The 26,663-nt window shown below is 73.5% G+C and carries 31 protein-coding genes; 16 read left to right on the top strand and 15 right to left on the bottom strand.

Annotated features, from left to right (window positions below; genetic code table 11):
- Positions 1-28 precede the first annotated feature (28 nt).
- Positions 29-502, bottom strand: a complete 474-nt coding sequence (locus ACN27D_RS05575) for a hypothetical protein (protein WP_421498673.1) — start codon at positions 500-502, stop codon at positions 29-31.
- Positions 503-575: 73 nt separating this feature from the next.
- Between ACN27D_RS05575 and ACN27D_RS05570 the strand changes: the two genes are divergently transcribed.
- Positions 576-1,016: a hypothetical protein gene (locus ACN27D_RS05570; RefSeq protein ID WP_421498672.1), complete on the top strand. Its 441-nt coding sequence runs from the start codon at positions 576-578 to the stop codon at positions 1,014-1,016.
- A gap of 111 nt (positions 1,017-1,127) precedes the next feature.
- Here the strand turns inward: ACN27D_RS05570 and ACN27D_RS05565 are convergent, their stop codons facing one another.
- Positions 1,128-1,919: an aminoglycoside N(3)-acetyltransferase gene (locus ACN27D_RS05565; RefSeq protein WP_421498671.1), complete on the bottom strand. Its 792-nt coding sequence runs from the start codon at positions 1,917-1,919 to the stop codon at positions 1,128-1,130.
- A 56-nt stretch (positions 1,920-1,975) separates the two neighbouring features.
- Positions 1,976-2,410 (bottom strand): hypothetical protein, encoded by a 435-nt coding sequence (locus ACN27D_RS05560; RefSeq protein ID WP_421498670.1) that lies wholly within the window; start codon positions 2,408-2,410, stop codon positions 1,976-1,978.
- Between the two features lie 64 nt (positions 2,411-2,474).
- On the opposite strand from ACN27D_RS05560, the gene ACN27D_RS05555 reads away from it, so the two are divergent.
- A complete protein-coding gene (locus ACN27D_RS05555) occupies positions 2,475-3,059 on the top strand; it encodes a GNAT family N-acetyltransferase (RefSeq protein ID WP_358172366.1) in 585 nt (194 codons plus the stop codon).
- A gap of 6 nt (positions 3,060-3,065) precedes the next feature.
- On the opposite strand, the gene ACN27D_RS05550 is transcribed toward ACN27D_RS05555, so the two are convergent.
- Entirely contained in the window at positions 3,066-4,253 is a 1,188-nt protein-coding gene (locus ACN27D_RS05550; protein ID WP_121685573.1) for an FUSC family protein, read from the bottom strand.
- A 50-nt stretch (positions 4,254-4,303) separates the two neighbouring features.
- Positions 4,304-4,771, bottom strand: a complete 468-nt coding sequence (locus tag ACN27D_RS05545) for an SRPBCC family protein (RefSeq protein ID WP_121685572.1) — start codon at positions 4,769-4,771, stop codon at positions 4,304-4,306.
- A 159-nt stretch (positions 4,772-4,930) separates the two neighbouring features.
- On the opposite strand from ACN27D_RS05545, the gene ACN27D_RS05540 reads away from it, so the two are divergent.
- The 3 genes from ACN27D_RS05540 (at position 4,931) to ACN27D_RS05530 (ending at position 6,695) form a co-directional block, all read left to right on the top strand.
- Complete coding sequence (locus tag ACN27D_RS05540; protein ID WP_421498669.1) at positions 4,931-5,692, top strand: GNAT family N-acetyltransferase; 762 nt, start codon at positions 4,931-4,933, stop codon at positions 5,690-5,692.
- An 83-nt stretch (positions 5,693-5,775) separates the two neighbouring features.
- On the top strand, positions 5,776-6,168 hold the full coding sequence (locus tag ACN27D_RS05535) for a hypothetical protein (RefSeq protein ID WP_091421509.1): 393 nt from the start codon (positions 5,776-5,778) through the stop codon (positions 6,166-6,168).
- Entirely contained in the window at positions 6,165-6,695 is a 531-nt protein-coding gene (locus ACN27D_RS05530) for a DUF6036 family nucleotidyltransferase (RefSeq protein WP_091421506.1), read from the top strand. Before ACN27D_RS05535 ends, ACN27D_RS05530 begins: the two co-directional genes overlap by 4 nt.
- A gap of 17 nt (positions 6,696-6,712) precedes the next feature.
- On the opposite strand, the gene ACN27D_RS05525 is transcribed toward ACN27D_RS05530, so the two are convergent.
- Positions 6,713-7,405: a hypothetical protein gene (locus ACN27D_RS05525; RefSeq protein WP_421498668.1), complete on the bottom strand. Its 693-nt coding sequence runs from the start codon at positions 7,403-7,405 to the stop codon at positions 6,713-6,715.
- A gap of 50 nt (positions 7,406-7,455) precedes the next feature.
- Between ACN27D_RS05525 and ACN27D_RS05520 the strand changes: the two genes are divergently transcribed.
- Positions 7,456-10,596, top strand: coding sequence for a BTAD domain-containing putative transcriptional regulator (locus ACN27D_RS05520; protein ID WP_421498667.1), 3,141 nt, complete (start codon positions 7,456-7,458; stop codon positions 10,594-10,596).
- 36 nt (positions 10,597-10,632) lie between these two features.
- Here ACN27D_RS05520 and ACN27D_RS05515 read toward each other — a convergent pair whose 3' ends face one another.
- On the bottom strand, positions 10,633-11,460 hold the full coding sequence (locus ACN27D_RS05515) for an ABC transporter permease (RefSeq protein ID WP_120568580.1): 828 nt from the start codon (positions 11,458-11,460) through the stop codon (positions 10,633-10,635).
- A complete protein-coding gene (locus ACN27D_RS05510; RefSeq protein WP_282310829.1) occupies positions 11,457-12,413 on the bottom strand; it encodes an ATP-binding cassette domain-containing protein in 957 nt (318 codons plus the stop codon). Before ACN27D_RS05510 ends, ACN27D_RS05515 begins: the two co-directional genes overlap by 4 nt.
- 126 nt (positions 12,414-12,539) lie before the next feature.
- Here ACN27D_RS05510 and ACN27D_RS05505 point away from each other — a divergent pair, with 126 nt between their 5' ends.
- Entirely contained in the window at positions 12,540-12,923 is a 384-nt protein-coding gene (locus ACN27D_RS05505; protein ID WP_120568582.1) for a hypothetical protein, read from the top strand.
- Between the two features lie 9 nt (positions 12,924-12,932).
- Here the strand turns inward: ACN27D_RS05505 and ACN27D_RS05500 are convergent, their stop codons facing one another.
- The gene (locus tag ACN27D_RS05500; protein WP_421498666.1) at positions 12,933-13,454 is read right to left on the bottom strand and encodes an SRPBCC family protein; all 522 of its coding nucleotides are present in this window, start codon (positions 13,452-13,454) and stop codon (positions 12,933-12,935) included.
- A 3-nt stretch (positions 13,455-13,457) separates the two neighbouring features.
- Positions 13,458-13,766, bottom strand: a complete 309-nt coding sequence (locus ACN27D_RS05495; RefSeq protein ID WP_013475589.1) for an ArsR/SmtB family transcription factor — start codon at positions 13,764-13,766, stop codon at positions 13,458-13,460.
- 87 nt (positions 13,767-13,853) lie between these two features.
- On the opposite strand from ACN27D_RS05495, the gene ACN27D_RS05490 reads away from it, so the two are divergent.
- Entirely contained in the window at positions 13,854-14,783 is a 930-nt protein-coding gene (locus ACN27D_RS05490) for an LLM class F420-dependent oxidoreductase (RefSeq protein ID WP_421498665.1), read from the top strand.
- Between the two features lie 190 nt (positions 14,784-14,973).
- Here the strand turns inward: ACN27D_RS05490 and ACN27D_RS05485 are convergent, their stop codons facing one another.
- Entirely contained in the window at positions 14,974-15,387 is a 414-nt protein-coding gene (locus ACN27D_RS05485; protein WP_421498664.1) for a hypothetical protein, read from the bottom strand.
- 67 nt (positions 15,388-15,454) lie between these two features.
- On the opposite strand from ACN27D_RS05485, the gene ACN27D_RS05480 reads away from it, so the two are divergent.
- Positions 15,455-16,681 (top strand): FAD-binding protein, encoded by a 1,227-nt coding sequence (locus tag ACN27D_RS05480; protein WP_421498663.1) that lies wholly within the window; start codon positions 15,455-15,457, stop codon positions 16,679-16,681.
- Between the two features lie 43 nt (positions 16,682-16,724).
- On the opposite strand, the gene ACN27D_RS05475 is transcribed toward ACN27D_RS05480, so the two are convergent.
- Positions 16,725-17,864, bottom strand: a complete 1,140-nt coding sequence (locus tag ACN27D_RS05475) for a site-2 protease family protein (RefSeq protein WP_421498662.1) — start codon at positions 17,862-17,864, stop codon at positions 16,725-16,727.
- A 97-nt stretch (positions 17,865-17,961) separates the two neighbouring features.
- Between ACN27D_RS05475 and ACN27D_RS05470 the strand changes: the two genes are divergently transcribed.
- Together ACN27D_RS05470 and ACN27D_RS05465 are read left to right on the top strand one after the other, a co-directional pair.
- Positions 17,962-18,246, top strand: a complete 285-nt coding sequence (locus tag ACN27D_RS05470; protein ID WP_121685563.1) for a hypothetical protein — start codon at positions 17,962-17,964, stop codon at positions 18,244-18,246.
- Positions 18,243-18,653: a PIN domain-containing protein gene (locus tag ACN27D_RS05465; RefSeq protein WP_121685562.1), complete on the top strand. Its 411-nt coding sequence runs from the start codon at positions 18,243-18,245 to the stop codon at positions 18,651-18,653. The genes ACN27D_RS05470 and ACN27D_RS05465 overlap by 4 nt, the downstream gene beginning before the upstream one ends.
- A gap of 7 nt (positions 18,654-18,660) precedes the next feature.
- Here the strand turns inward: ACN27D_RS05465 and ACN27D_RS05460 are convergent, their stop codons facing one another.
- Positions 18,661-19,512: an alpha/beta hydrolase gene (locus tag ACN27D_RS05460; RefSeq protein WP_421498661.1), complete on the bottom strand. Its 852-nt coding sequence runs from the start codon at positions 19,510-19,512 to the stop codon at positions 18,661-18,663.
- A gap of 140 nt (positions 19,513-19,652) precedes the next feature.
- On the opposite strand from ACN27D_RS05460, the gene ACN27D_RS05455 reads away from it, so the two are divergent.
- From ACN27D_RS05455 to ACN27D_RS05435, 5 genes are all read left to right on the top strand, one after another.
- Positions 19,653-20,396, top strand: coding sequence for an SDR family NAD(P)-dependent oxidoreductase (locus tag ACN27D_RS05455; protein ID WP_421498660.1), 744 nt, complete (start codon positions 19,653-19,655; stop codon positions 20,394-20,396).
- 111 nt (positions 20,397-20,507) lie between these two features.
- Positions 20,508-21,392, top strand: coding sequence for an ABC transporter ATP-binding protein (locus ACN27D_RS05450; protein WP_421498659.1), 885 nt, complete (start codon positions 20,508-20,510; stop codon positions 21,390-21,392).
- A 16-nt stretch (positions 21,393-21,408) separates the two neighbouring features.
- On the top strand, positions 21,409-22,209 hold the full coding sequence (locus ACN27D_RS05445; protein WP_421498658.1) for an ABC transporter permease: 801 nt from the start codon (positions 21,409-21,411) through the stop codon (positions 22,207-22,209).
- 21 nt (positions 22,210-22,230) lie between these two features.
- On the top strand, positions 22,231-23,385 hold the full coding sequence (locus ACN27D_RS05440; RefSeq protein WP_421498657.1) for a sensor histidine kinase: 1,155 nt from the start codon (positions 22,231-22,233) through the stop codon (positions 23,383-23,385).
- Positions 23,382-24,002, top strand: a complete 621-nt coding sequence (locus tag ACN27D_RS05435; protein WP_121685557.1) for a response regulator — start codon at positions 23,382-23,384, stop codon at positions 24,000-24,002. The genes ACN27D_RS05440 and ACN27D_RS05435 overlap by 4 nt, the downstream gene beginning before the upstream one ends.
- Positions 24,003-24,008: 6 nt before the next feature.
- On the opposite strand, the gene ACN27D_RS05430 is transcribed toward ACN27D_RS05435, so the two are convergent.
- Positions 24,009-24,899: a L,D-transpeptidase gene (locus ACN27D_RS05430; RefSeq protein WP_421498656.1), complete on the bottom strand. Its 891-nt coding sequence runs from the start codon at positions 24,897-24,899 to the stop codon at positions 24,009-24,011.
- A 96-nt stretch (positions 24,900-24,995) separates the two neighbouring features.
- Entirely contained in the window at positions 24,996-26,441 is a 1,446-nt protein-coding gene (locus tag ACN27D_RS05425) for an alpha-amylase (RefSeq protein ID WP_421498655.1), read from the bottom strand.
- Positions 26,442-26,663 lie beyond the last annotated feature (222 nt).

The following is a 26,663-nucleotide window of genomic DNA, read 5'->3' as shown; positions in this document are numbered from 1 at the left end:
CGGACGAGCGGTGGTAGAAGACGAGTGCTCAGGGCTTGGGCGCGACCTGGATGATGCTGCTACCACTGGCGGTCGTGTTGCCGTCGCCGATCACTGAGGTGAGCAGGTCGTAGAAGCCCGGCTTGGCAGCGGGGCCGATCGCGATCGTGTTGGCGGGACGCTCGCCGGGAGTTCCTGTCGGCCGGACCGGTGTCGCCGTGAAGGTGACCAGCCCGGGCGCCGCCGAAGCGGCCTTCAGGTCGTCCACCGTGCCGTACGGGCCCGTCAGCCGTGCGGTCAACTCGACCTGTGGCGAGGTGGAGCCGGGCTCGTCCGGGGACTCGACGGTCCACTGCACGGTCAGGGTCTGGCCCGGTTGGTACGGCCTGTCGACGTCCAGATCCTGGCAGCAGGTGTACGCCGGCGGCTGCACCTCCTCCGCCATCTCGGACGGTTCGGCGCCGCAGGCTGCCAGCAACGGAACGGCGAGGCAGCTGAGAAGGCGCAGGTGCGGCGAGTTCATGCGCAGGATCGTAGGCGGGGTTCGCCGCTGCCAGGGGGCGGCGGAGAAATGTACAGCGGCCTATGGTTGCCGCGTGATCAGACGCCTGTGGGTGGTGTCGGTGCTGGCCGGGACCGCGCTGTTCGCCGTGCCGGTGACCGTCGTCGGCGTCCACGTGGCCCACCCGCGGAACGAGAGCGGATACCTGGTGCACCTCGAGCAGTACGGCGACCGGCAGAACGACAGGCCGCTGGCATTGATGCCGCCGACCGCGGATCTGGTCGCCGAAGGCGACGCGGCGTGCGACTGGTTGCGCGAGCAGCCGTACGCGCTCTGGCGGCACGATCCGGAGTACCGCGAGCTTGTCGTCTACGAGCGCTACGTCCGGCAGGTCGAGACCCGGCTGCCGGCCTGGGGCGATGAGCTGCCCGACCGGCGATCGGTGACGGGAGCCGCGTGGGCCCACCTCTGCCCGGCGGAGTGGGAACTACGCCAGCCCCGCCGTAACCCCTTCGCCCCCAAGCCGCCGGACTGAACGCCTTGCCCTCGCAACGTTGACCTTGGAGTTGTGGCACCTCGCAAAAGCCGCGTGCGAGACATCCGAGGCGCCACAACTCCAAGATCGACGACAAGCCCGGCGCGGACGTCAGTGCGCGCGGTTTGCGGCCATCCAGGCGGTGGCGAAGTCGACCAGGGCGCGCTGGCGCATCAGCCGGGCCGTCGCGCCGCCGACTCGACCGATCGTCGCGCCGCCTGTCGCCTCGAAGTCGGCGCCCAGCCAGTGGAAGTCGTCCTCGTCGGTGACGACGTCGGTCCACGTGGTCCACCGGCTCGTGCCGTCCGGCAGCCGTACCGCCGAGCCCGTCACCGCCCGCGGCGGCGAAGCCTGCCGCCATTCCGCCAGGTGCAGCGAGGTGTTGGAGCTGTGGTCGCAGCCGAGCAGCAGCACCTTGCCGTCGAGCCGGTACACCGCGCCCAGCGGGGAGTGCTCGCCCAGCGCGTCGTCGAGTCGGTGGCCCTCGACGATGTCGGCGGCGTGCGCGCCGAGCGCGGCGAAGGACACCTGCGGGTGGTCGCTGCGGCGGGCGCCCGGCCAGGTGCGTACCGTCTCGGCGACCGCGCCCATCCACCGGCTCGGCGTGCGGGCCGGGTCGAAGCCGGGCGTCTGTTCGCGGATGACTGGCCACCACGCCTCCGGTACGGGCGGATGCCGCCACCCGGCCGGGTCCGTGTTGTCCGGCGTGTGCGTCGGCACGACGAGGGTGCCCTCCGGCCCGAGCGCGTCGAGCAGCGCCCACACCACCGCCTCGGTGCCACCGGCGACGAACCCGAGACTCCGGTACGACGAGTGCAGCAGCAGGACGTCGCCCGGGGTCACGCCGAGCGTCCGCAGGTCGTACGCGAGCGAGCTGACGGTGTGCGGTGAGGCCTGGTCCACGCGGCGCAGTGTAGGCGGGGCCGAGCCCGCACCTGGGACGGTGCCGGAGGACGGCGTCACTCCCACGGCGGGGGATGCCGGTTCACGTAGTCGCGGGCGCGGGGGAGCGGATCACCCCAGTACCGGTGCGGCATGCGGTGATGCCTGACCTGGCAGAACGTGGCGAGGTCGTCGACGATCGCGATCCGGTCCAGTGGGCGCCGTTCGAACTCCCGGTTGGCGGCGAGCAGGTCCGCCTCCCGGTTCCACCCGGCGTGGTCGAACGCCCAGCCCGCCCAGGTCGCGTACACGTGGAAGACCTGGTTCTGGCCCGTGAACCGCAGCCCCGCGACGCCGATCGGCCGGTCCGGGTAGGTGTCCCGGCACACCCAGGCCAGGATGTGGCAGGCCCCGGCGGCGAAGAACGGCTGGTCGGCGCGCTCCCACGCGAGTCGCTGGTCGGCCCGTTCCCGTGGCGTACGCCGGAAGACGCCCGCCGCGGTCACCGCCATGGCTCGCACACTAGCGACACCAGGTCACTTGACACCAAGGGCGGATGGCGATGGAGAGTCTGGCATGAGCTTTCCGCTGTCGACGCCATCCGCCGTTCCCGCCGGCACGCTCACCACCGGCCCGCAACCCACGCTGTCCACGACCGACGGCCTGGTCCTGCGTCCCTGGGAGGACGGGGACGCACCGGCTGTGCTGGCCGCGTACCAGGATCCGGAGATCCGCCGCTGGCACACCCGCCGGCCCGCGTCGCCGGAGCACGTCCTCCAGTGGTTCGCCCACTCCCGTCGATCGTGGCAGGAGGAGACGGGCGCGAGCTGGGCGGTGACGCGCGACGGCGCGGTGGTGGGCCGCATGGCGTTGGGCGGCTTCAACCTCGACGACGGCGAGGCCGGGTGCGCGTACTGGGTGGTTCCGGCCGCCCGCGGCACGGGAGTGGCCTCCGGGGCGTTGCGGGCGCTGAGCGCGTGGGCACTCGGCGAGGGCCGGCTGCATCGGCTCTGGCTGGACCACTCCACCCGCAACGTCGCGTCGTGCCGGGTGGCGGTCAAGGCCGGGTACCGGCTGGAGGGCACGAAGCGCAGCGCGGCCGTGCACGACGACGGGCGGCACGACATGCACCTGCACGCCCGCGTCCGCGGGGACGGCTGAACCGGGTCACGACTGCGCGGCGGCCACCTCCCGGATGCGCCGCAGCGCCTCCTCCCGGTCCATCCCGGTCGCCTGGAGGATGTCGCTCGCGGCGGTCCGGACCTGCCCCACGATCACCGTGCCGGACAGCCCGGTCCCGGCCAGCTCCGCGCGCGTCGCCGCCGCCACCGCACGCAGCGCGTGGCGGCGCGCGTCCTCCGGGCCCTGGTCCGCGAGAACCTCCTCCTGTACGGCGTTCACCGCCGCACTGAGCGCCTCCACGGCGTCGGGCAGGCTCTCCGGGATCGGCTCCCCGTCCTCGATCAGCACGACGGCCCGCCGCGCCAGCACGCGGGTGTTCCAGACCGCCTGGTCCACGTCCGGTGCGCCGAGCTGGTAGTGCCGAACCGAACGCCGTCTCGGCCAGCGCGCCGGGGCGAGGTCGACCGTCTCCTTCGCGCCGCCGAAGACGTCCCAGAACCGGCCCAGGTCCGCGCCGATCGCCTGCGACCGGCTCAACGCCTGGTCGGCCAGGTCGTGGTCCCGTCGCCGCAGCGCGGCAGCGGTCGCCGCGAGCTGGCCGGCGAGCTGCCGCAGCGTCGGCGCTGCCACCCGCCGCACGACCCGCAGCGGGTTGATCGGCACCAGCAGCAACGTCACCACCAGTCCCACGCCGCCGCCGATCAGCGCGTCGACGAAGCGGGGGAACTCCAGCGTGTGCCGGGAGGAGGAGAGCGCGCCGAGCAGCACCGCCGTACCGCTGGCGTTGCCCACGATCCCGCCCCGCGTACTCAATGCCAGCGCGACCAGGACGGACGCCGCGACGATGACGCCGGTCTGCCACACGCCGGCGCCGACGGCCCCGATCAGCAGGTCCGACACGATGATGCCGAGCGTCACCCCGGCGAGCAGTTCGACGGTGTTGGAGAGGCGCCGCCCGAACGACGAGGTGATCACCGCGACCGCGGCGGCCGGGGCGAAGATCGGGCTCGGCATGCCGGTGAGCCAGCGGGCGACGGCCCAGGCCAGCGCCGCCGCCAGCCCGGCCTGCACGGCGAGTACGGACTTGATCCGCAGCTGTTGCATCCGGTCTCGCCCGGCGGCCCGGCCGCGCTCGTTCACGCGTTCCCACGCCTCGTCGAACCGTTCCGCGTCCAGGCCGGCGCGCCGCGACGACCCCCGCCGGCCGCCGCGACCCTCCCGCTGCCCGGTCACCGCCGGCGGCTACCCGCAAAACCCGCCGCCAATCCCGGCGTCCGTCGTGGTCAGCCGCCCGATTCGAGGTACGCGGCCAGGTGCGCCAGCGAGGACGCGATGCCCTCCTCGTGCACCGCCTGGTCGATGCCCGGCGGCACGCCGGTGGCGGTGACCGTCACCTCGGTGCCGTCGCCGGCCGCCGCGAGGTGCCAGGTCATGGTCATGGTGCCGGCGTACGCGGGGTCGTCGGCCTGGAACACGGCGGTCTGCACGACCCGGTGCGCCGGTACGAGTTCGGCGAACCCGACGTCGACCACGTCGGTGGCGTCCGACGTCTTGCCGGGGTTGCCGGCCGGGTCGAGATAGGTGAGCACCATCCGGAACCCGCCACCCGGGCGCGGATCCCACCGTTCGATCCGCCCGCGCATCCCGTCCGGCGGCAACCACGCCTCCAGGGCGCCCCGGTCCACGAGCGCGTCGTACACCGCCGCCGGCGGCGCGGCGATCGTCCTGCTGCCCCGATCGATCCTGCTCACCCCCCAAACCCTAGGCCCGCGCCCTCCCGCCCGCGGGTGCCCCTCGTCGATCTTGGAGTTGTGGTCGTGAATGAATGCGGCTGAGAAGGGCGATTCGGGCCCCACAACTCCAAGATCGACGGGGAGCGGGAGCGGGGCGCGCCCGGTACGCTGCCGCGAATGCCGGTACGACAGCACCTCCACGACTCGCTGCTGCTCGGGGATGACGACACGCCGCTGGCCCGGATGCGGCTGCGGGACGACGACGGCACGGCGGTCGCGGCCGACGTCCGGGCGCTGCCCGAGGCGCCGCTCACCCGGCTCGTCGCGCAGGTACGGCGCGATCTCGCCGGGCACCGGCTGGAGACGCCGGACGAGGCGCTGGCGGCGGCACTGGTGGCCGACGGGCTGGAGCTGAGCCGGGCCGCCACGGACATGCGGCACGACCTGACCGACGTGCCCGAACCGGTGGCGCTGCCGGACGGCTGGTCGCTCGGCGCACCCGGCTGGGACGAAGACCTCGCCGCAGGGCTGGACGCGGCCTACGGCCCGGACCACCCGGACGGCCGCTGGCAGCCCAGCGACACCCGGGAGGTACGGGCGATGTTCGACACCGGCGAGCCGGTTCCGCCCCTGGTGCCCGCCTCGGCCCGGCTGGTCGACCCGGACGGCCGCAGCGCCGGGCACGTGCTGTGCGCCGGGCCGGTGCCGTGGACCGACGACGACTGCGTCTGGATCCTGAATCTGGGCGTCGCGCCCCGCGCACAGCGCCGCGGGTTCGGCCGGGCGCTGCTCGTCCACGCGTTGCGCGGCGCGCGGGAGGCGGGCCTGCCGTCGGTCGGCCTGTCAGTGGTCGACGGCAACCCGGCCCGCCGGATGTACGACGCGGCCGGGTTCCGCGTCCTCACCCGGGTGCTCACGGTCCGAATCCCGGACGCGTGAACGCTCGGCCCGATGCCTCTGGGTGGTTCGCCGTCGTCGCGCCGTTTCCGCCGTGGTCCCTTGCGTGTACTAGCGTCGGCTGGGTGGGGAAGCATGCTGCGAGCTACGAGCCGTTGACGGTGGCGCGGCTGGGCGCATTGCTCGTCCAGGCGGACGACAGCCGGCGTTGGCGGTTGGTGGCGGAGTTCCTGGAGGAGTTCCGCTGGGAGCCGCGCGAGACCCGCATGCGGTTGTTGCAGGAGGAGCCGGCACCCACCGGAGACGAGCACTGGGACGTGTTCCTTGCAGCGCTGGTCGAGCATCTGAGCGCGAAGGACGGGCGCGGCGCGCCGCGGTGGGTCGAGACACGGTCGCTACGGCGGTTCTGGTTCCCGTTCAACACCAGAGCCGCTCGAGTGGATGCGGTCGTTCACGCCCCGGCGGCGTTCCGTCGCCGGGGCGTCTACGTCTCCGCACATGAGCTGGATGTGGCATGAGGCCGGAAGATCCCCTTCTGGATCGCGCCGCGATCGAGGACGCCTTCCGCAGGTTGGGCGACCGGCTCGCGAAGCGGGGGGTGATCGCGGACCTCTACATCTTCGGCGGCGCGGCGATGGCCTTGGCCTACGACGCGCGGCGGTCGACGCGTGACATCGACGCGGTCTTCCAGCCGCACGGGGTGGTACTCGACGAGGCCCGAGCCGTCGCGAACGAACTCGGTCTTCCGCACTGGTGGCTCAACGAACAGGCGAGCGCCTATGTCGCTCCTGGCGGTGACGCATCCGCTCCACGTGTCTTCGACCACCCGGGCCTTCGGGTCGCCGCTGCGTCTCCGGAGCATCTGCTGGCCATGAAGGTGCTCGCGGCTCGGCGGCGGGACGCCGAAGACATCCGCTTCCTCATTGATCATCTCGGGCTGACGAGTGCCGAGCAGGTGCTCGATCTGTGCGCTGAGATCTTTCCCGAGGAAGAGGTGCCGGGCCGCGCAAGGCTTGTGCTCGACGACGTGTTCGGCGCCGACTGAAGGTCAGGGGCCGACCGTCAGGCGCCGGTGAGCAGAAGGCGGTGCTCGGACCAGAGCCAGCGCAGGTAGTCCCGCAGCCGTTCCGGGGTGGCGATCCAACCCTGGCCGGGATAGCGAAGCAGTCGGCTGACCTCGCCGGCCACGAGGTCGTACCCGGCCACGCCGGTCTCCGGCACCGGAGCGTCCGGTGCGACAGCCACGGGCAGCGGGACCATCGGGATCCGCAGGCCGGCGTCGTCGCAGGCCCGCAGCACGGTGAGGTAGACCCGGACCAGGTGGTACGGCGAGACAACGACCGCGACGCTGCCGACGCCCAGCGCCCGAACCTGCTCCACGATCCACGCGGCCTGCCGTCCGGTGCCGGTGACCGGCTCGGCCTGGAGCACGACTCCGTCGGTCCGGCGCAGCCCGAGCCCGCGCAACCGGTCCAGCGTGAGCGGGCGGTAGGTCCGTTCGGCCGAATCGGTGTTCGCCACCAGCAGGTGCCGCAGTGCCGGGCCGGTCTCCCAGGCGCGGATCGCCTCGGTGAGGCGCCAGTCCTCGCCCTGGCCGGTGGGCACCACGAGCGCGTCCACCCGCTCGGCGGCGCGGTGGGGGAGCGTGAGGACCATCGTGACCGCCTCCAGCACCGCCAGGAGCCGGTCGGCGGGGACGCCCGCGAACGCCTCGGCCGGCACGAGCCGTGGCAGCGGGCGGGACACACTCGTCACGCCCGCGATCTTGCCACCTTCGGGTCGACGGGGGATGAGAGAGTGGCACGGTGCGGGTGGGGATCCTCGGGCCGCTTGAGGTCCGCGACGGCGATCGGCCGGTCGACGTCGCCGGGGCGCGGCTGCGGGCCCTGCTGATCCGCCTCGCCCTGGACCCGGGCCGGCCGGTGAGCGTCCCGGCGCTGGCCGAGGCGCTCTGGGGTGACGAGCCGCCGACCGACACCGCCAACGCGGTGCAGACGCTCGTGTCCCGGCTGCGCCGGGCGGTGCCCGGGCTCGGCGTACGCAGCAGCCCGGCCGGCTACCGGCTCGACCTCGACCCGGACGACGTCGACGCCGGGCGGTTCGAGCGGCTGGCCCGGCAGGGGCGGGCGGCGCTGCGCGAGGGGGACGCGGCGACGGCGCGGACGGCGTTGCGCGACGCGCTCGCGCTGTGGCGCGGGCCGGCGCTGGCCGAGGTCGCCGACGCGCCGTACGCGGCGGCAGCGGTGGCGCGGCTGGCGGAGCTGCGGCTCACCGCGCAGGAGGACCGGATCGAGGCGGAGCTGCGGACCGGGCGGCCCGAGCTGATCGTCGCCGAGCTGGGGGAGCTGACCGCCGCGCATCCGCTGCGGGAGCGGCTGGCCGAACTGCACCTGCGCACGCTCGCCGCGGCCGGGCGGCCCGCCGAGGCGCTAGCCGCGTACGAGCGGATCCGGCAGCGGCTCGCCGACGAGCTGGGTGTGGACCCGTCGCCGCAGCTGCGGGCCGCGCACCTGGAACTGCTGCGCGGCGAGGCGGTCCCGCAGCAGCCGGCGCCCGCGCGGCGGGGCAACCTGCGGTCGGCGCTCACCACGTTCGTCGGGCGCGACGAGGACCTGGCCCGGCTCACCGGGCTGCTCGCCGCCAACCGGCTGGTGACCCTGCTCGGGCCGGGCGGAGCGGGCAAGACACGGCTGGCGAGCGTCGCGGCGAGCCGGCTGGCGGACGGCGTACCCGGCGGGGCGTGGCTGGTCGAGCTGGCCCCGATCACCGACCCGGCGGACGTGCCCCGGGCCGTGCTCGACACGCTTGGCCGCCGGGACCGGACGCTGGAACCGGTACGCCCACCGGCCCGCGACACGCTCGGCCGCCTGGTGGAGACGATCGCCACCGACGAGACGCTGATCGTGCTGGACAACTGCGAACACGTCGTCGAGGCCGCCGCCCGGCTCGCCGAGGAACTGCTCGGGCACTGCCCGGGACTGCGCGTGCTGGCCACCTCCCGGGAGCCGCTGGGCATCGTCGGTGAGGTGCTGGAGCCCGTACCGCCGTTGCGTCTGCCACCGGCGGACGCGACGCCGGGCGACGCGCTCGCGTACCCGTCGGTGCAGTTGCTGCGCGACCGGGCCGCGGCCGTGCGGGCCGGGTTCGCGGTGACCGGCGACAACGTGGCGGCCGTGGTGGAGATCTGCCGGCGGCTCGACGGCCTGCCGCTGGCCATCGAACTCGCCGCGGCGCGGCTGCGGACGCTGTCGCCGCGGCAGGTCGCGGCCGGGCTGGACGACCGGTTCCGGCTGTTGACCGGCGGCAGCCGCACCGCGCTGCCCCGGCACCGGACGCTGCGGGCGGTGGTGGACTGGAGCTGGGGGCTGCTCACCGACGACGAGCGACGGCTCGCGGAACGGCTCGCGGTCTTCCCGGCGTCGGTCACCGCCGACTCGGCGGCCGGCGTCGCCGGCCCGGCCGCCGCCGCGCTGCTCGACGCGCTCGTCGACAAGTCGCTGCTCCAGGTGGTCGGCGACGGGCGGTTCCGGATGCTGGAGACCATCCGGGAGTACGGGCTGGAACGGCTCGCCGCCGCCGGAGCGGTGGCCGATGCGCGCGCCGCGCACGCGGCGTACTTCCGGGAGCTGGTCCGGACCGCGGAGCCGCACCTGCGGACCGCCGGTCAACTGCCGTGGCTGCGGCTGCTGGAGGCGGAACGGGAGAACGTCGTCGGCGCGCTGCACTACGCCTGCGACGCCGGTGACGCCGACACCGCGCTGCGGATCGGCGCGGGGCTGGCGTTGCCGCTGGTGATCTGGGGCGACGACGGTGGCATCGGCGGTGACGTGCTGGCCCGGGCGCTGGCGCTGCCCGGCCCGGCCCCGGCGGAGGAGCGGGCGGTGGTGCTCGCCATCCGGATCGGTTCCGAGCTGGCACGCGGCGAGCAGGGGCCGACGCCGGAGCAGATCGCCGAGCTGACCACGACCCTGCGGGCGGCGGAGGGGACCAAGCACCCGATCGTGGGACTGCTGGCGCCGATGCTGTCGATCTTCGGCGACGACACGGCGGCCGGGATCGCGGCGATCGACCGGGCGCGCGGACACCCCGACCCGTGGACCGACGGCACGCTGCTGGGGATACGCGGCAAGTTCAAGGAGAACGACGGCGACGCCGAGGGCATGCTGCGCGACCTCACCGACGCCGCCGCGGAGCTGCGCGCGGTCGGTGAGCGGATGAGCCTGTCGCACGTGCTCAGCGAGTACGCGGACGCGCTCACCAAACGCGGCGACTTCGACGCGGCGACCGCGGCGCTGGAGGAGTCGGTGCGGCTGGCCCGGGAACTCAACCCGGCCTCCGAGCCGGGCTTCCAACTGATCTGGCTCGCCGCCATCCGCGCCCGCTCCGGCGACGTGGCCGGCGCCAAGGCCGAACTGCGCCGCTTCGTGACCGACCGGGACGGTCGGGACGGCGCGTTCGGGCTGATGATGCTCGGCAGCATCGCCCGCTCCGACGGCTCGCTGGACGAAGCCGAGGAGTGTCTCGCCGAGGCGATGCGCCGGCAGGCCGAGACGCCGCTCGTCGCCCCGCAGTTCCGTGGCCTGCTGCTGGCCGAGATGGGCCATCTGGCGCTGGCCCGCGGCGACCTGCCGGGTGCGCGCCGGCACCTCGACGAGGCGACCACGCGGGCCCTCGCCGCCCGGGACATGCCGGTGGTCGCGAGCGTCACTGTCGGCTGGGTGGCGCTGGCCGCTGCGGAGGGCCGGTACGAGCGGGCCGCCGAACTGCTCGGCGTCTCGGACTCGCTGCGCGGCCGGCCCGACCGGTCCAACCCGGACGCGCAGCGGCTCGCCGAGCGGCTGCGCGCCGAGCTGGGCGAGGAGGGCTACGCCGCCGCGTACGCCCGGGGTAACGGCCTGAGCCGGGCCGACGCCCTCGCGTTCGTGGGCGGCGACCCGGCTCGGTGACCGGCGTGCCGCGCGGTCAGGCGCGGCGCGGGCGGGTCACGCCCGGCGGCGGTAGGCGCGGACCGCGAGCGGCGCGAAGACCGCGATGATCGCCACGGTCCAGAGCAGCGACCGGGTCACCGGCCCGGCCACCGGGCCACCGACCATCAGGCCCCGGGCCGCCTCCATCACGTCGGCCACCGGGTTGACCCCGACCCACCACTGCAACCAGCCGGGCAGCGTGTCCGTCGGCACCATCATGTTGGTGCCGAAGGTCAGCGGGAACAGCAGCAGGAACGCCGTGCCCTGCACCGCGCCCGGGCTGCGCATCAGCACCCCGAGCAGCACGCCGATCCAGCTCACCGCGAACGCGAACGCGATGGTCAGCAGGCAGGCGGCGAGCGCGGACAGCGGGTCGGTGCCGATCCGGAAACCGAGCGCGTACCCGAATCCCAGCAGCACCACGATGGAGACCACGAACCGGACCAGGTCGCCGACCACCGAGCCGACGAGCGGCGCGGACCGGGCGATCGGCAGGCTGCGGAACCTGTCGAAGACGCCCTTCTCGACGTCGGTGTTGAGGCTGACGCCTGTCGCGATGGACGCGAACAGCACGGTCTGCACCATGATCGCGGGCAGCAGGAACTGGAGGTACTCGTGCTGCGAGCCGGCGACCGCGCCGCCGAGCAGGTAGACGAAGATCAGCACGAAGACGATCGGCTGGAGCGTGACGTCGAGCAGTTGCTCCGGGGTCCGGATCGTCTTGATCAGGCTGCGGCCGGCCAGCGCGAGACTGTGCCGGGCCATGCCGAACGGACGGCCGGCGGCGTGGGCGGTGCCGGCCCGGGACGGCGTCGCCGCCGCCGTACGAGTGGTCGTGGTCATGCCGCCACCTCCGTGGGCTCCTCGGCGCCGTGGCCGGTCAACGTGAAGAACACCTCGTCGAGGCTGGGCAGCCGCAGCGCCAGCTCCACCACCCCGATGCCGGCGTCGTCGAGCCGGCGGACCACAGTGGTGAACGTGGCGTCGCTGTCCACCGGCACGGTGAGCAGGCCCGGCCGGGGCAGCTCCGGATCCGCCCCGGTACTGGCGCGCAGGATCTCGGCGACCGCGCCGATCCGGCCCGGATCGGTCGGCCGGACCACGATCGTCTGACTGCCGGCGATCCGCTTCAGCTCGCCGGGCGTACCGTGCGCGATCACCCGGCCGTGGTCGATCACCGAGATCTCGTCGGCGAGCGCGTCGGCCTCGTCCAGGTACTGCGTGGTCAGCAGCACCGTCGACCCGTCGTCGACCAGCGAGCGGACCACGCCCCACATCTCCTCCCGCTTGGCCGGGTCCAGGCCGGTCGTCGGCTCGTCCAGGTAGATCACCTCCGGCCGGCCGACCAGGCTCGCGGCCAGGTCGAGGCGGCGGCGCATGCCACCGGAGTACGTCTTGGCCGGGCGCCCGGCCGCGTCGGTCAGGCCGAACCAGGCGAGCAGCTCCGCCGCCCGCGCCCGCGCCTCGCGGCGGTTCAGGTCGAGCAGCCGGCCGATCAGCACCAGGTTCTGCGTGCCGGTCAGGTCCTCGTCGACCGAGGCGTACTGGCCGGTCAGCCCGATCAGCCGGCGTACCCGGGCGGCGTCGGTGACCACGTCGTGGCCGCCGACGGTGGCGCGCCCCTCGTCCGGGCGCAACAGTGTGGCGAGGATCCGCACCGCTGTGGTCTTGCCGGCGCCGTTGGGCCCCAGCACCCCCAGCACGGTCCCCCGGCGTGCGGCGAGGTCGATCCCGGCCAGCGCGGTCGTCGTACCGAACCGCTTGACCAGGCCCTCTGCCTCGAATGCGTAACTCATGACGCCGACGATGGCCGGGGTCGCTGGCACCGGGCGCACACGCCGCGCACACCGCCGTGTGCGCGGCGGCGGAATCGAGTACGCGTGCTCATTCGCCCAGGCCGCCGGCCGGGCAGGATCGGAGGCGTGACGACGAGACGTACGCTGCTCGGCGGTCTGCTCCTGGCGCTGGCCACGGCCGGTGCCTGGGTGGCCTGGCTGAGCTGGGAGTCCGGCTGGACCGTGGACCCGCAGACCGGCGACATGAGCGGGCCGTACGCGGTCTGGCAGGTCGCCGCCGCGGTGCTGAGCCTGGCCGCGCTGGCCGCGGTCGGCGGCTGGTGGCTGAACATCTGGCTGGTGGCAACGGTGATGACAGTGGCGTTCACCGTCCCGTGGGCGGTGCACGCCGCCTCGACCGACGACACCGGCCTGTGGGCGGTGGGGGCGGCGCTGGTGGCCATCGGCACGACCATCGGGACGACGCTGGTCGGCGGCGCCGCCGGGTGGCTGCGCCGCCGGACCGCGTGACTGCAGGCGTCAGCCGCGGTTCAGGCGTTCGGCGTACGCGTCGCGCAGTTCCGCCCAGCCGAAGTTCTTCGCCTCCGCGCCCCGGATCGGGCCGACCGGGTCGCCGTCGAGCAGATGCGCGGCGACGTCGAGGCAGAGGTGCCAGCCGGCAGCAGCCATCGGTGCGAGGTCGGGCCGGCCGACCCGGTGCCGCAGCGTGAGCGTGGTGCCGTCGCCGGTCGCTGTCAGCTCCCAGCGGAGCAGGTCGTCGCCCCACGCGTACTCCAGCAGGTGGGGCCGGTCCGCGCGCAGCACCCGGGCGGGCGCCGGGTGGGTCTGGTCGCCGTCGACGGTGCTGAGCACGGCGGCACCGGGACGGCCCAGGTCGCGGTCGGCCAGGAACGGCGCCCACGCGGCGAGCTGATCCGGGTCGGTGAGCGCGGTCCACACCGTCTCCGGCGGGTGCCGCAGCTCGCGGACGAAGACCAGTTCGTTCTCGGGTGTCAGCTCCACCCGGGCGAGCGGGCCGGGACGGAACGTGTCGCGGTCCATCTGTCACTCCTGACTGTCGAGATGGCGTTCCAGGGCGTCGAGGTGCGCGGTCCACATCGACCGGTACGGCCCGAGCCAGTCGTCCACTGCTCGTAGCGGTGCCACGTCGACCCGGTAGATCCGCCGCTGCGCGGCCGTGCGGCAGGTGACCAGGCCGGCGTCGCGGAGCACCCGCAGGTGCTTGGAGACCGCCGGCTGGCTCATGCCCAACGCGTCCACCAGCTCGCCCACGCTGCTCTCCGCCCGGCGCAGCCGGTCCAGGATGCGGCGGCGGGAGGGCTCAGCCAGCACGGTGAAGGCGTCCACGGTCACCCTCGCAATATGCCTCACCGGTTATATGCCTGGCAAGGAATGACAGGTCGCGCTGCCCCGGCCCGGCGGGCTCCATATGCTCGGGGGATGGAACTGCGGATCTTCACCGAGCCCCAGCAGGGCGCCACATACGACCAGCTCCTCGCCGTGGCCCGCCGCGCGGAGGAGACCGGCTTCGCCGCGTTCTTCCGCTCCGACCACTACCTCAAGATGGGTTCGGTGAGCGGCGACCCCGGCCCGACCGACGCGTGGACCACGCTCGCCGGCCTGGCCCGCGACACCACCCGGATCCGGCTCGGCACGCTGATGACCGCCGCCACGTTCCGGCTGCCCGGCCCGCTGGCGATCACAGTGGCGCAGGTCGACCAGATGAGCGGCGGCCGGGTCGAGCTGGGCATCGGCACCGGCTGGTACGCCGAGGAGCACTCCGCGTACGGCATCCCGTTCCCGGCGCTGGGGGAGCGGTTCGACCGGCTGGAGGAGCAGCTCGCCGTCATCACCGGCCTCTGGTCCACCCCGGCCGGCTCCACGTTCGACTTCCCCGGCACGTACTACCCGGTCAGCGACTCGCCCGCGCTCCCCAAGCCGGTGCAGCGCCCCCGCCCGCCGATCCTGCTCGGCGGCATGGGCCCGAAGCGCACGCCCCGCCTCGCCGCCCGGTACGCCGACGAGTTCAACCTGCCGTTCGCCTCGGTCGAGGACACCGTGGCGCAGTTCGGGCGGGTACGCGACGCCTGCGCCGAGATCGACCGCGACCCGTCCACTATGACCTGGTCCAACGCGCTCGTGCTCTGCTGCGGCCGCAACGAGGCCGAGGTGAAGCGCCGCGCCGAGGCGATCGGCCGCGAGCCCGACGAGCTGCGCGCGAACGGCGCCGCCGGCACGCCCGCCGAGGTGGTCGAGACGCTCGGCCGGTACGCCGAGGCCGGCAGCTCCCGGGCCTACCTCCAGGTGCTGGACCTGGCCGACCTGGACCACCTGGAGCTGGTGGCCGCCGAGGTGATGCCCCAGCTCTGACCCGGCCCCTGCCCGCCGCCCGTCCCGCACCACCCCACAAACCCGCGATCTTGCAGTTGCGGCCCTTTCGGTGCCGGATTTACGGCTCTTGTCGGGGCAGTAACTGCATGATCAACGGGGTGGGCGCCCCCGCGGAAGCTGTACCCGTTCGCCGGGCCATCCTCGGCGGTACGCGTGGGCGGCGGACGGGTCAGCTCGCTGTGGCGCGGCGGACGGTGTCGAGGCGGCCGTCGCGGTCGCTGTCCAGGTATGTCACGTCGGGCACCCCGTCGCCGTCCAGGTCGACCTGCACCACGTCGGCCACGCCGTCGCCGTCGAGGTCGGTCACCACCTCGACGGAACCGTCCAGGTGCCGGGTCACGATCGACCGGCCCGACACCTGGCGCGGCGGCGGTCCCGGACGGGGCACCGGGTCCGGCTCGGGCTCGGGCGTGGGCCCCGGCACCGGAGCGGTCGCGGCGGGCGTCCGCCCCACAGCGGCGGATGCCACCCCCACAGCGGCAGGCGGCATATCCGCAGCATCGGGGTCCACGCCGGTCGGGTCGATCTCCTCCTCCGACGGGTACACGTCGCCGCGGAGGCTCGGGTCGCGGTAGCTGCTCATCCCGCCAGGATTCCCGCCGAGTGGCCGAGGCAACCCTGCCGGCGCATGATGGCGCATGATGCAGCGCATGACGGACACCAACTGGGCCGGAAACGTCAGCTGGTCGGCGCGTACCCGATCGCGGCCGACCTCGACCGACGAGCTGCGCCGGCTGGTCGCGGAGGCCGACCTGGTCCGGGCCGTCGGCACCGGCCACTCGTTCAACCGGCTCGGCGACACCACCGGCGTCCAGGTCGCGCTGGACGGCCTGCCGCCCACCGTCGCGCTCGACCCGGACCGCGGCACCGTCACCGTCGCGGCCGGCGTCCGCTACGGCGACCTGGCCACCGCGCTCCAGGCTCAGGGGTACGCGCTGGCGAACCTCGCCTCGCTGCCGCACATCTCGGTGGCCGGCTCGGTCGCCACCGCCACCCACGGCTCCGGCGTGCGGAACCGCAACCTGGCCGCCGCCGTCGCCGCGCTGGAACTGGTCACCGCCGACGGCGACCTGATCACCGTCGACCGGGCCGACCCGCGGTTCGCCGGGCTGGTGGTCAACCTGGGCGCGCTGGGTGTGGTCACCCGGCTCACGCTCGACGTGGTGCCCACGTACGCGGTGCGCCAGCACGTCCGGCTCGGCCTGCCCCGCGCGGCGCTGGACGAGGCGCTCGACGCCGCGTACAGCGTCAGCGTCTTCACCTCGTGGCGTTCGGAGCGCTTCGACCAGGTGTGGGTGAAGCAGTACGTCGACCAGGCGCCGCCGCCCGCCGACTGGCTGGACACGGTGGCCGCCGACTCGCCCCGGCACCCGGTGCCCGGCATGTCGCCGGAGCACTGCACCGCGCAGCTCGGTGAGCCGGGGCCGTGGCACGAGCGGCTGCCGCACTTCCGGCTCGGCTTCACCCCGAGCAGCGGCGACGAGTTGCAGTCCGAGTGGCACGTGGCCCGGGACGACGCGGCGGCGGCGCTCGCCGCGCTCGACCCGGTCGCCGACCGGATCGCCGCCGTACTCCAGATCTGCGAGCTGCGGACGATCGCCGCCGACGAGCTGTGGCTGAGCCCGAACTACCGGCGCGACTCGCTGGCGCTGCACTTCACCTGGATCGGTGACCCGGTGGCTGTCGCGCCGGTGCTGGCCGAGGTGGAGGAGCGGCTGGCCCCGTTCGCGCCGCGCCCGCACTGGGGCAAGCTGTTCGAGCGCGATCCCGCCGACGCGTACCCCCGGCACGCCGACTTCGCCGCGCTGCTGCGCGAGTTCGACCCAAAGGGGAAGTTCCGCACCACCGAGATGGACCGCTACTTCCCCCGGGACTGACTCAGCTTCCCCAGCGGCCTGACCCAGCTTTCTCGGGGCTGACTCAGCGCCCGGCCGGCACCTGCTGACGCAGGCTGCCGCGCTGCACCGCCCGGCTGATGTCGCTGGGCGAGACGATGCCGACCAGCTGGTCGCCGACCACCACGAGCGCCCGGCCGTCGGTGCACTCGTTGAGCCGGGGCAGCAGGTCGGTGAGCTGCTCCTCCGGGCGGGCGAGCACCAGTTCGTCCGCCCGGCAGGACACCTCGGCCAGCGTGGTCGACGCGCGGCGGTCCGCCGCGATGCCGCGTACCCGATCGAGCGTGACCAGGCCGACCGGCCTGCCGTCGACGGTCAGTGGGAGCGCGGAGTGCCGGTACGCGAAGAGGTAGTGGTCGACGAAGTCGGCCACAGTGAGGTCGCCGGACGCGGTCTGCGGCTGCGGCGTCATCACGTCGCCCACCCGGATGCCGCGCAGCGCGTCGCCCATCCGTGCGGCGCGTTCCTCCTGGCCGGCGGCGCCCAGCAGGAACCAGCCGATCAGCGCCAGCCAGAGCCCGCCGAAGCCGGCGCCGGTGAAGAACCGCCACAGCCCCAGCCCGATCAGCACGACGCCGAGCACCCACCCCGCACGCGCCGCCACCACCGACGCCTTCGTGCGGTCGCCGGTGAACTTCCAGACCGCCGCGCGCAGCAGCCGCCCGCCGTCCAGCGGGGCGGCCGGCAGCACGTTGAAGATCGCCAGCAGCACGTTGATGCCGGCCAGCCAGGACAGCGCGCCCAGCAGCAGCCCGTCGCCGTAGGTCACGGCCACCACCACCGCGATCGCGGCGAAGACCAGCCCGATGATCAGGCTGACCAGCGGCCCGACCCCGGCGATCCGCAGCTCCGCGCCCGGGTCCTTCGCCTCGCCCTTCAGCTCGGCGACGCCGCCGAACAGCCACAGCGTGATGCCCTCGACCTCGATGCCGTTGCGCTTGGCGACCACCGCGTGCGCCACCTCGTGGGCGAGCAGGCCGAGGAAGAAGACCACGGCGGCGGCCAGGCCGGCCGCGAAGTAGGCGACGGGGGAGTGACCGGGGTACGAGGCGGGGAACAGGCTCGCCGACAGCGCCCACGCGATCAGCACGAAGATGACCAGGACACTCCAGTTGACGCCGACCGGTACGCCGGCGATTCGACCCAGACGGAAACTCGCCCTCATGTTCCCGTCATACCCGGCGGACCCACCCGCACACCAGGGCCGGACGACGCCCGCGTGCCGTACCCGAAGCGGAGTATGCGCGAGCTATGGTGAGAGTATGACGCGGCGCATCACGATCAGCCTGCCCGACGACGTGGCCGAGTACGTCGAGCGGTCGCAGGGGACGACGTCCGGCTTCATCGCCGACGTGCTCCGGCGCAAGATGCGGGCGGACGGCCTACGTGCCCGATGGGCCGAGCACGGCTACGTGGTGACCGACGAGGACGTCGAGCGGGCCCGCCGGAGGCTGGCCCAACAGCCGCCGATCACCGACGAGCAGCACGACCGGAACATGGAGTGGCTGCGCCAGTTCGGGGACGGCGACGGGGCGGCCGCCGCGTGAACGGGCTCGTCCTGGACACGTCCGCACTGCTCGCGTACGCCGCGGGGGACAGCGTCGAGCCGGGTGCGCTGCTGACCCTCGCGCAGGAGGATCCCGAGCAGGAGGTGTGGATCCCGGCGCTCTGTCTGGGGCAGGCGCAGCTTCAGGTAGCGGGCACACCGGCCGCCGATCTGCTCGATCTGCTCCTCGACACGGACCGGGACATCCGGGTCGCGGTCTACGACGGCCCGACCAGCCGTCGGGTGGCCCGGATCGCGGCGAGTCGCAAGGTGCCGCTCGACGTGGCCCACGCGGTCGCCACCGCCGTGCTCTACCGCTGCTACCTGGTGACACGGGACGCCGAGACGGTGGCGGCGGCGGCCCCACCCGACCTCGAGGTACTCGACATCTCCGACTCCTGGGAGTAGGCCGGGGTCAGCGCCGTCGAGGGGCCTCGGCGACCACCGTTGGCGAGAACTCGTTCGCCGCCTCGACCGCCCACTCCAGCGCGAAGTCCGCCTCCTCCTCCCAGCCCGGTTCGCCGCCGACGAAGTGCGACCGGCCCGGGAACTCCCGGTAGCCGGTGAGCGCCGTCGAACTCCGGTAGAGGTTGGCGATGCTGCTGGCGAGGGTCGCCGGCACCACGTGGTCCTCGCCGCCCGCGGTGATCAGCAGCGGGGCGCGGTCGCTGCGCTTCTTGTCGATCTCGGTGGCCGAGTTCGGGTCCAGGTTGGCGAACGCGGCCTCGAACAGCACGTGCCCGGCGCCCGGTACGGCGTAGCGCTCCCAGGCGGCGTCGGACTGCTCCTGGCTGATGGTGTTGCCGAAGGCGTACCGGAAGTCCTCCGGGGTGAACGGCACCGCGCGGTGCCGGTTGGCCGGGTTGTGCAGGATCGAATACCCGGAACGCAGCGTGCTGGGCGGCAGCTTGAGCACGCCCCGTACCGGCGCGGGGTGCACGGCGACCACTGCGGCGCCGAGGCGCCGGTCCAGCAGCAACTGGGCGACCAGGCCGCCGAACGAGTGGCCCATGATGATCGGCGGACGCGGCAGGCCCCTGATGACCGCCTCGTAGTGGTCGGCGATGTCGGCGATGCGCTGCGCGGCGATCGGCGCCGGGTCGGCCCGCAGTTCCTCCACCTCGCGGTCCATTCCGGGCCAGGCGGGCGTGAGCACCTGGAAGCCGCGCGCGGCGTACCGTTCGGCCCAGTGCTCCCAACTTCGTGAGGTCATCCAGAGGCCGTGGATGAGCACGATCGTGTCGACCCGTCCCGTCGGTGCGCTCATGTCTAGTCTCCCCGTTTCGCCGCTGGACGGCCCGCGCGTACCCGGACTGGGTGCCGGCAATCCTGTCCGATTGAACGGACAGCAAATGGACGGGGCAACCCGGATGATCAGCGTCCTGAGTCGACTGTCAGGATGACGACATGACGGTCAGACTTGCCGACAGGGTTGCCCTGGTGACGGGCGGGAGTCGGGGCATCGGCGCCGCCGTCGTGCGCCGGCTGGCCGAGGACGGCTTCCACGTCGCGTTCACCTACCGCACCGCGGAGGACAGCGCGAAGTCCGTGGTGGCCGAGATCGAGGCGTACGGCCGGACCGGCCTGGCGATCAATGCGGACAGTACCGACGCGGCGGCCGTGGTCGGCGCCGTGGAGCGGACCGTCGCCGAGTTGGGGCGGTTGGACATCCTGGTCAACAACGCCGGGGTGTTCGCGGGTGGGCCGATCGAGTCGGTCAGCCTCGACGCCCTGGACCGGGCGATCGCGGTGAACGTGCGCGGGGTCTACCTCGCCACCCAGGCGGCGGTGCGCCACATGGGTGCGGGTGGGCGGATCGTCAACATCGGCAGCAGCTTCGCCAGTCGTGTCCCGGCTCCCGGGGTGAGCGCGTACGCGATGACCAAGAGCGCCGTGAACGGGCTGACCCGGGCGCTCGCCCGCGAACTCGGTCCGCGTGGGATCACCGTCAACCTGATCCTGCCCGGCTCGACCGACACCGACATGAACCCGGCGGACAGCGCGGGCGCGGACGGGCAGCGGTCGCACATCGCCCTCGGCCGGTACGCGGAACCGGAAGACGTGGCGGCGACTGTCAGTCACCTGGTGGGCGCCGGCGGACGGCACATCACCGGTGCGTCGATCGCGGTCGACGGCGGCGCGACAGCCTGAGCGGACAGCCCGGGCGTCCGCTGTCGGCGGTGTGACCGCCTGACAAATGTCACGGCCGGAAGGTGACTGCCGCTCCGGGGAACCGGACACCGCACGCCGGAGCATCGGGGCATGACCGATTCCGCACCGGCCGTGGACCTGGCCGGACTCACCAAGACCTTCGGCCCGGTGACCGCCGTCGACGGGCTCGACCTGCGGATCGCCCCCGGTGAGGTGGTGGCGTTCCTCGGCCCCAACGGCGCCGGCAAGACCACCACCGTCGACATGCTGCTCGGGCTGGCCCGCCCGGACGCCGGCACGGTCCGCCTGTTCGGCGGCGACCCGGCCGACGCCGTCCGGCACGGCCGGGTCGCCGCCGTGATGCAGACCGGCGGCCTGCTCAAGGACCTCACAGTCGCCGAGACGGTACGGATGACCGCGCACTTCTACGGCCACACCCGGCCGGTGGCTGAGGTGCTGGAGCGCGCCGGCATCGCCGGGATCGCCGACCGTGCGGTGGGCAAGTGCTCGGGCGGTCAGCAGCAGCGCCTGCGGTTCGCGCTCGCGTTGCTGCCCGACCCGGACCTGATGGTGCTGGACGAGCCGACCACCGGCATGGACGTCGAGGGCCGCCGCGACTTCTGGCAGGCGATCCGGGCCGACGCCCGATCCGGCCGGACCGTCCTGTTCGCCACCCACTACCTGGACGAGGCCGACGCGTACGCGGACCGGATCGTGCTGATCCGCCAGGGCCGCGTGGTCGCCGACGGCACCACCGCCGAGATCAAGAACCTGGCCGCCGGCCGGGTCGTGCGGGCGACGCTGCCCGGCGCCGACCAGGCCGCGCTCGCCGCGCTGCCGGGCGTCCGGTCGGTCGAGGTACGCGGCGACGTGGTGCTCGTGCACAGCGAGGACTCCGACGTGGTGGCCCGGCACCTGCTGACCCGCACCGGCGCCCGGGATCTGGAGATCACCTCACGCAACCTCGAGGACGCGTTCCTCACCCTGACGGCCTGAACCGAGGAGCCTCACCATGACCGCCACGACCTCGTCCACCACCGGCACCCGTACGGCCGGCCGCCGGCCGCCCGCACTCGGCGGGTTCTGCGCGCCGGTGCTCGCCATCGAGATACGCCGGGTGCTGCGCAACCGCCGTACGCTGCTGTTCATCCTGGTCATGCCGGCCGTGTTCTTCCTGCTGTTCGGGCTGCCCACGCGCGGGGAGAAGCTGGACAACGGGCTGCCGGTCACCGGTTGGATCATGATCAGCCTGGCCGTGTACGCGGCGATGGTCGCCACCACCAGCGCCGGCGCGGCTGTCGCCACCGAACGGGCGCTGGGCTGGAGCCGGCAACTGCGGCTGACCCCGCTGCGCCCGGCCGCGTACGTGGCGACGAAGGTGGCCACCGCGATGGTGCTCGGCCTGCTCGGCGTCCTCGTGGAGTTCGCTGTCGGCGCCGCCTCCGGGGTGCGGCTGCCGGCGCACGTCTGGGTGGAGTCCGGGCTGACCGCCTGGATCGGCGCGCTCGTGTTCGCCGCGTTCGGGCTGTTCGTCGGCTACCTCGCCCCGGCCGAGAACGTCATGCAGTTCATGGGCCCGGCGCTGGCCATCCTGGCCATGCTGGGCGGCCTGTTCGTCCCGCTGGAGCTGCTGCCCGACGTGATGCAGCAGATCGCCAAGTTCACCCCGGTGTACGGGGTCGGTCAGCTCGCCCGCGCGCCGCTGACCGGCACCGGGGTGGACTGGGCGGCGGTGGCGAACGTGACCGCCTGGACCGTGTTCTTCGGGCTCGGCGCGGCCCGGCTGTTCCGCCGGGACACCACACGCGTCTGAGGTGGCACTAGCGTGATCGGCGTGACGTCGCCGCCCGTCCCGGCCCTGCCGGTGAACCGCCACTGGCGGATCACCGGCTGGCTGCTGGCGGCGGTCTGGCTGTTCTTCCTCAACATCCCGTTCACCACCGCCCTGCACCAGCCGCAGATGTGGCGGCGGCTGACCGGGATCGGCTCGCTCGTCGCGTTCGCCGTGGCGTACGTGCTGATCTTCGAGTGGGCCCGCGCCCGGCGGCAGCGCAACCTGTCGGTCCCGCCCGGCCGGGCCCGGCTGCTGATCGTCGTGCTGCTCGCGCTCGGGCTGGCCGGGATCCCCGGCACCGGCGGCGACTGGCTGACCACACTGGTCTTCGTCGCGGCAGCCGCGGTGTTCCTGCTGCCCTCGGTGGAAGCGCTGGTCGTGGTGGTGCTCGCCGCGGCGGCGCCACCGGTGACCGCGCGTCTGGTGTCCGGCTGGGAGCACGAGAGCACGCTCGTCTTCGCGGTGCTGCTCGCCTCGTTCGCGATGTTCGGGGTGAGCCGGCTGGCCCAGCGCAACGGTGAACTCCAGGCCGCGCAGCAGGAGATCCGCCGGCTGGCGGTGGCCGAGGAACGCGCCCGCGCCGCCCGGGACCTGCACGACATCCTCGGGCACTCGCTCACAGTGGTGGCGGTCAAGGCCGAACTGGCCGGGCGGCTGATGGAGCTGGACCCGGCCCGGGCCGCCACCGAGATCGCCGACGTGGAACGGCTGGCCCGGGAGGCGCTCGCTGACGTGCGGGGCACCGTCGGGGCGTACCGCGGGGTGGATCTGGCCTCCGAACTGGCCGGCGCGCGGTCGGCGCTCGCCGCCGCGGGCGTCGTCGCGGAGCTGCCGGAGTCGGTGCCGCCGCTGCCGGCGGACCGCGACGAGTTGTTCGGCTGGACGGTCCGCGAGGGGGTGACCAACGTGGTGCGGCACAGCGGCGCCCGCCGGTGCGTCATCCGGGTCGAGCCGTCGGCGGTGGAGGTGCGCGACGACGGCCGGGGTCCGGCCGACCAGCGGGGCACGACGGCCGGGCACGGCCTGGCCGGGCTGCGGGAGCGGGCCCGACGGCTGGACGCGACGGTGACGGTGGCGCGCCCGGACGACGGGCGTGGTTTCCTGCTCCGGGTGACGGTGCCCGGGGCGGATCCGGACGGAGGGGCGCACCTGTGACCGAGCCGATCAGACTGCTGCTCGCCGACGACCAGGCGCTGGTCCGGGGCGCGCTGGCCGCGCTGCTGTCGCTCGAGGCGGACCTGACGGTGGTGGCCGAGGTGAGCCGAGGCGACGAGGTGGTGCCGGAGGCGCTGCGCACCGGCCCGGACGTGGCGCTGCTCGACGTGGAGATGCCGGGCCTGGACGGGGTCGCCGCGACCGCCGCGCTGCGGGCCGCGCTGCCGTCCTGCCGGGTGCTGGTGGTGACCACGTTCGGCCGCCCCGGCTACCTGCGCCGGGCGATGGAGGCGGGTGCGAACGGGTTCGTGGTGAAGGACACCCCGGCGCGGCAGCTCGCCGACGCGGTCCGCCGGGTGCACGCCGGGCTGCGGGTGGTCGACCCGGCACTCGCCGCCGAGACGCTGGCCACCGGGCCGAGCCCGCTCACCGAACGGGAGACCGAGGTGCTGCGTACGGCGCGCGGCGGCGGCACGGTGGCCGAGCTGGCGGCGACGTTGCACCTGTCCGAGGGGACCGTCCGCAATCATCTCTCCGCCGCGATCGGCAAGACCGGCGCCCGTAACCGGGCCGACGCGGTGCGGGTGGCCGAGGCCAACGGCTGGCTGCTGGGCTGAGCCCGGTCAGGGCAGGCGGTCGACCACCACGAAGGCGGTGCCCGGCTCCACCTCGGTCAGGAGCAGGCGCTGGGCGCTGCGGGTCAGCCGGATGCAGCCGTTGGTGACGTTCTTGCCGAGCGTGTCGTCGTTGTACCAGCTGTGCAGTCCGATGTGGGCGCCGCGCAGGCCGGTCGGCACCGCGTCCGGGTCGTCGGGGATCGCGCCGAGGGCGAAGATGTCGACGCCGCCGTAGACGGCCTGCGGGGGCGGGGTGCGGCCCAGCACGAACGTGCGGCCCAGCGGGGTGAGCTGCCCGGACATGCCGAGGCTGACCGGCCAGGTGCGCATCGCGCGCCCGTCCCGGCTCCAGGTGAGGCGGTGGGTGCGCCGCTCCACCACGATCTGGTCGCGCAGCACCACAGTGGTCCAGCCGCCGGACGGCAGCCAGGCGATGGTGCGGTTGGCCGACGGCAGCAGCACCGCCGTCCAGCCGGAGCGCCGGTCGACGATCGGCACCGTCAGCCGTACGCCGCTGATGGTCGGCGCGAGGAACGCCAGCGGACGGCCGCCCGGTGCGTCGTACGCGGCCACGTTCCGGTTCGGGCGCAGCCCTTCGCTCAGCGGGCGGATGTCGGCCGGGTCCGGGTCGGGCGGGAAGCCGCGCGGCGCCGGGTCGTAGGTGACCACCGGCAGGTCGTCCGGCGGCGGCGCGGCCGGCGGCACCGACTCGACCGCCGACGGGCTCGGCGCGGCGGTCGTGGCCGGGGGCGCGGCGGCGGGCGGCGCCGCCTGGCGCGCGGGCGTGGCGGTGAGCGCGCGGCCGACCAGCAGCGCGGTGACGAGCAGCAACGGTACGGCGAGCGCGGCGATCAGCCAGCCGGGAGGCCGGCGCGTGGCGAACCGGTCGAACAGCACGAAACCGACTGTAACCGACCGGAAGCCCCCGTACCCGGTACTACGGGTACGGGGGCTTCGCGGCGAGGGTGGCTCAGCTCAGCTTCGCCGGGTGGCTCAGCTCAGCTTCGCGCCGATGTGGATGGCGATCGCGTCGTGCGCGGGGACGTTGGCGGCGAACCAGCCGGACGAGTCCACGGTGATCACCGGCCCGCTGCACGAGCCGTTGCTGAACGTGCCGTGGACGACGTCGCAGTAGCGGCCCGCCGGCAGCCCGGTGTAGTACGACCGCCCGTTCACCGCGCTGTCCTCGTCGTTGATCGTCAGGTAACCCTTGCCGGTACGGCTGAACGCGATGTGCTGGTAGCCGTTGTCGTACCAGTTGGAGACCCCGGCGCCCTCGGTGGCGTTGCGGAAGCCGACCATGTTGGCGATGACCGGCCAGCGGTGCTCGCACTCCCAGCCCGAGTAGCAGGTGACGTTGGTGATCCGGTTGCTGCCGTCGGCGGGCGGGCCCTGGTCCCGGCCGCTGTACGTGAAGCTCGACATCACCGCCGGGGTGCCGTACGGCCAGGCCAGCATGAACGCGTTGGCGAGCGCGTACGTGCCCCGGTTGCGGTAGGTCAGCACGCCACCCTCGCGCTGGGTGTCGTGGTTGTCGGTGAAGACCACCGCCTTCGCGCTCGACAGGTAGCCCCATGACTCGCCGAAGTTCTTCAGGTACGCCAGCCGCTCGTTGTTGAACATCCGAGCCAGGTCCTTGCCGTACCGGAACTCGTGCACGTCGCCGTTGCCGGTGTACTCGGTCGGCTGGATCGGCTCACCGGCGCCGTAGATGACCTCCTGCACCAGGTACGCGCTGCGGGACAGCTTGGCCTTGATCGCGGCGATGTCGGCCGCCGGCATGTGCTTGCTGCCGTCCAGCCGGAAGCCGTCGACGCCGAGCGAGAGCAGGTCGTTGAGGTACGCGGCCAGCCTGCTGCGCACGTACTCCGACTCGGTCTTGAGGTCGGCGAGGTTGACCAGCTCGCAGTTCTGCACCTCGTACCGGTCGTTGTAGTTGGCGATGTCGTTGTTGCCGTTGCGGCCGCAGTAGTGGAAGTCCTGCGCGGAGTAGACGCCCGGGTAGTTGTAGTGGCCGTACGACGAACCGGCCCAGCCGGTGCCGCCGTTGTCCTGCCCGGACATGTGGTTGACCACGGCGTCGACGATCACCTTGACGCCCGCGGCGTGACACGTGTTCACCATGGACTGGAACTGCGCGCGGGTGCCCTTGCGGGACTCGATCCGGTAGCTGACCGGCTGGTACGACACCCACCACGGGCTGCTGTTGACGTGCTCCTGCGGCGGGGACACCTGCACGTAGCCGTAGCCCTTCGGGCCCAACGTGCTGGTGCACTCGGCGGCCACCGAGGTCCAGTTCCACTCGAAGAGCTGGACGATCACCTTCTTGGCGCCCGGGGTGGCGGCGGCGGCCGGGGGTGCCGCCGCGGTGACGGGGACGAGCAGGCTCGCGGCCAGGCCCAGGGCGAGCGCGGCGGCGCGGCATCGGCGTCGATGCATCAGGACTCCTGCGGGGTGCGGGGGATGCGGGGGAGTGGAGCCTGTTTCAGTGCCGGCTTCTTGCAAACCAGCCTGAAATTTTGCGGCAAGGTTACGAGCCTGTTGCAAAGCCTGTCAACGCATGGGCATCCGTCGTTGCGTCAGGCGCTACACGCGCGTCCGGGCTGGGCGGTTCGAGAATCCGGCCGAGAAATTCGCCACCGGAGGTGATCCGTCCGCGCC

Source organism: Micromonospora sp. WMMD1274, from assembly GCF_049179035.1.
Classification (GTDB): Bacteria; Actinomycetota; Actinomycetes; order Mycobacteriales; family Micromonosporaceae; genus Micromonospora; species Micromonospora tulbaghiae.
The sequence above is the reverse complement of the archived record's forward strand: the minus strand, read 5'-3'. Positions and strand labels throughout refer to the sequence as shown.

What these genes read in the sequence shown, in the direction of transcription:
- ACN27D_RS05575 (WP_421498673.1), bottom strand. Translation starts at nt 502, where the DNA reads ATGAACTCGCCGCACCTGCGCCTTCTCAGCTGCCTCGCCGTTCCGTTG.
- ACN27D_RS05560 (WP_421498670.1), bottom strand. Translation starts at nt 2,410, where the DNA reads ATGGCGGTGACCGCGGCGGGCGTCTTCCGGCGTACGCCACGGGAACGG.
- ACN27D_RS05555 (WP_358172366.1), top strand. Translation starts at nt 2,475, where the DNA reads ATGAGCTTTCCGCTGTCGACGCCATCCGCCGTTCCCGCCGGCACGCTC.
- ACN27D_RS05540 (WP_421498669.1), top strand. Translation starts at nt 4,931, where the DNA reads ATGCCGGTACGACAGCACCTCCACGACTCGCTGCTGCTCGGGGATGAC.
- ACN27D_RS05530 (WP_091421506.1), top strand. Translation starts at nt 6,165, where the DNA reads ATGAGGCCGGAAGATCCCCTTCTGGATCGCGCCGCGATCGAGGACGCC.
- ACN27D_RS05515 (WP_120568580.1), bottom strand. Translation starts at nt 11,460, where the DNA reads ATGACCACGACCACTCGTACGGCGGCGGCGACGCCGTCCCGGGCCGGC.
- ACN27D_RS05510 (WP_282310829.1), bottom strand. Translation starts at nt 12,413, where the DNA reads ATGAGTTACGCATTCGAGGCAGAGGGCCTGGTCAAGCGGTTCGGTACG.
- ACN27D_RS05500 (WP_421498666.1), bottom strand. Translation starts at nt 13,454, where the DNA reads ATGGACCGCGACACGTTCCGTCCCGGCCCGCTCGCCCGGGTGGAGCTG.
- ACN27D_RS05490 (WP_421498665.1), top strand. Translation starts at nt 13,854, where the DNA reads ATGGAACTGCGGATCTTCACCGAGCCCCAGCAGGGCGCCACATACGAC.
- ACN27D_RS05485 (WP_421498664.1), bottom strand. Translation starts at nt 15,387, where the DNA reads ATGAGCAGCTACCGCGACCCGAGCCTCCGCGGCGACGTGTACCCGTCG.
- ACN27D_RS05480 (WP_421498663.1), top strand. Translation starts at nt 15,455, where the DNA reads ATGACGGACACCAACTGGGCCGGAAACGTCAGCTGGTCGGCGCGTACC.
- ACN27D_RS05475 (WP_421498662.1), bottom strand. Translation starts at nt 17,864, where the DNA reads ATGAGGGCGAGTTTCCGTCTGGGTCGAATCGCCGGCGTACCGGTCGGC.
- ACN27D_RS05470 (WP_121685563.1), top strand. Translation starts at nt 17,962, where the DNA reads ATGACGCGGCGCATCACGATCAGCCTGCCCGACGACGTGGCCGAGTAC.
- ACN27D_RS05460 (WP_421498661.1), bottom strand. Translation starts at nt 19,512, where the DNA reads ATGAGCGCACCGACGGGACGGGTCGACACGATCGTGCTCATCCACGGC.
- ACN27D_RS05455 (WP_421498660.1), top strand. Translation starts at nt 19,653, where the DNA reads ATGACGGTCAGACTTGCCGACAGGGTTGCCCTGGTGACGGGCGGGAGT.
- ACN27D_RS05450 (WP_421498659.1), top strand. Translation starts at nt 20,508, where the DNA reads ATGACCGATTCCGCACCGGCCGTGGACCTGGCCGGACTCACCAAGACC.
- ACN27D_RS05445 (WP_421498658.1), top strand. Translation starts at nt 21,409, where the DNA reads ATGACCGCCACGACCTCGTCCACCACCGGCACCCGTACGGCCGGCCGC.
- ACN27D_RS05425 (WP_421498655.1), bottom strand. Translation starts at nt 26,441, where the DNA reads ATGCATCGACGCCGATGCCGCGCCGCCGCGCTCGCCCTGGGCCTGGCC.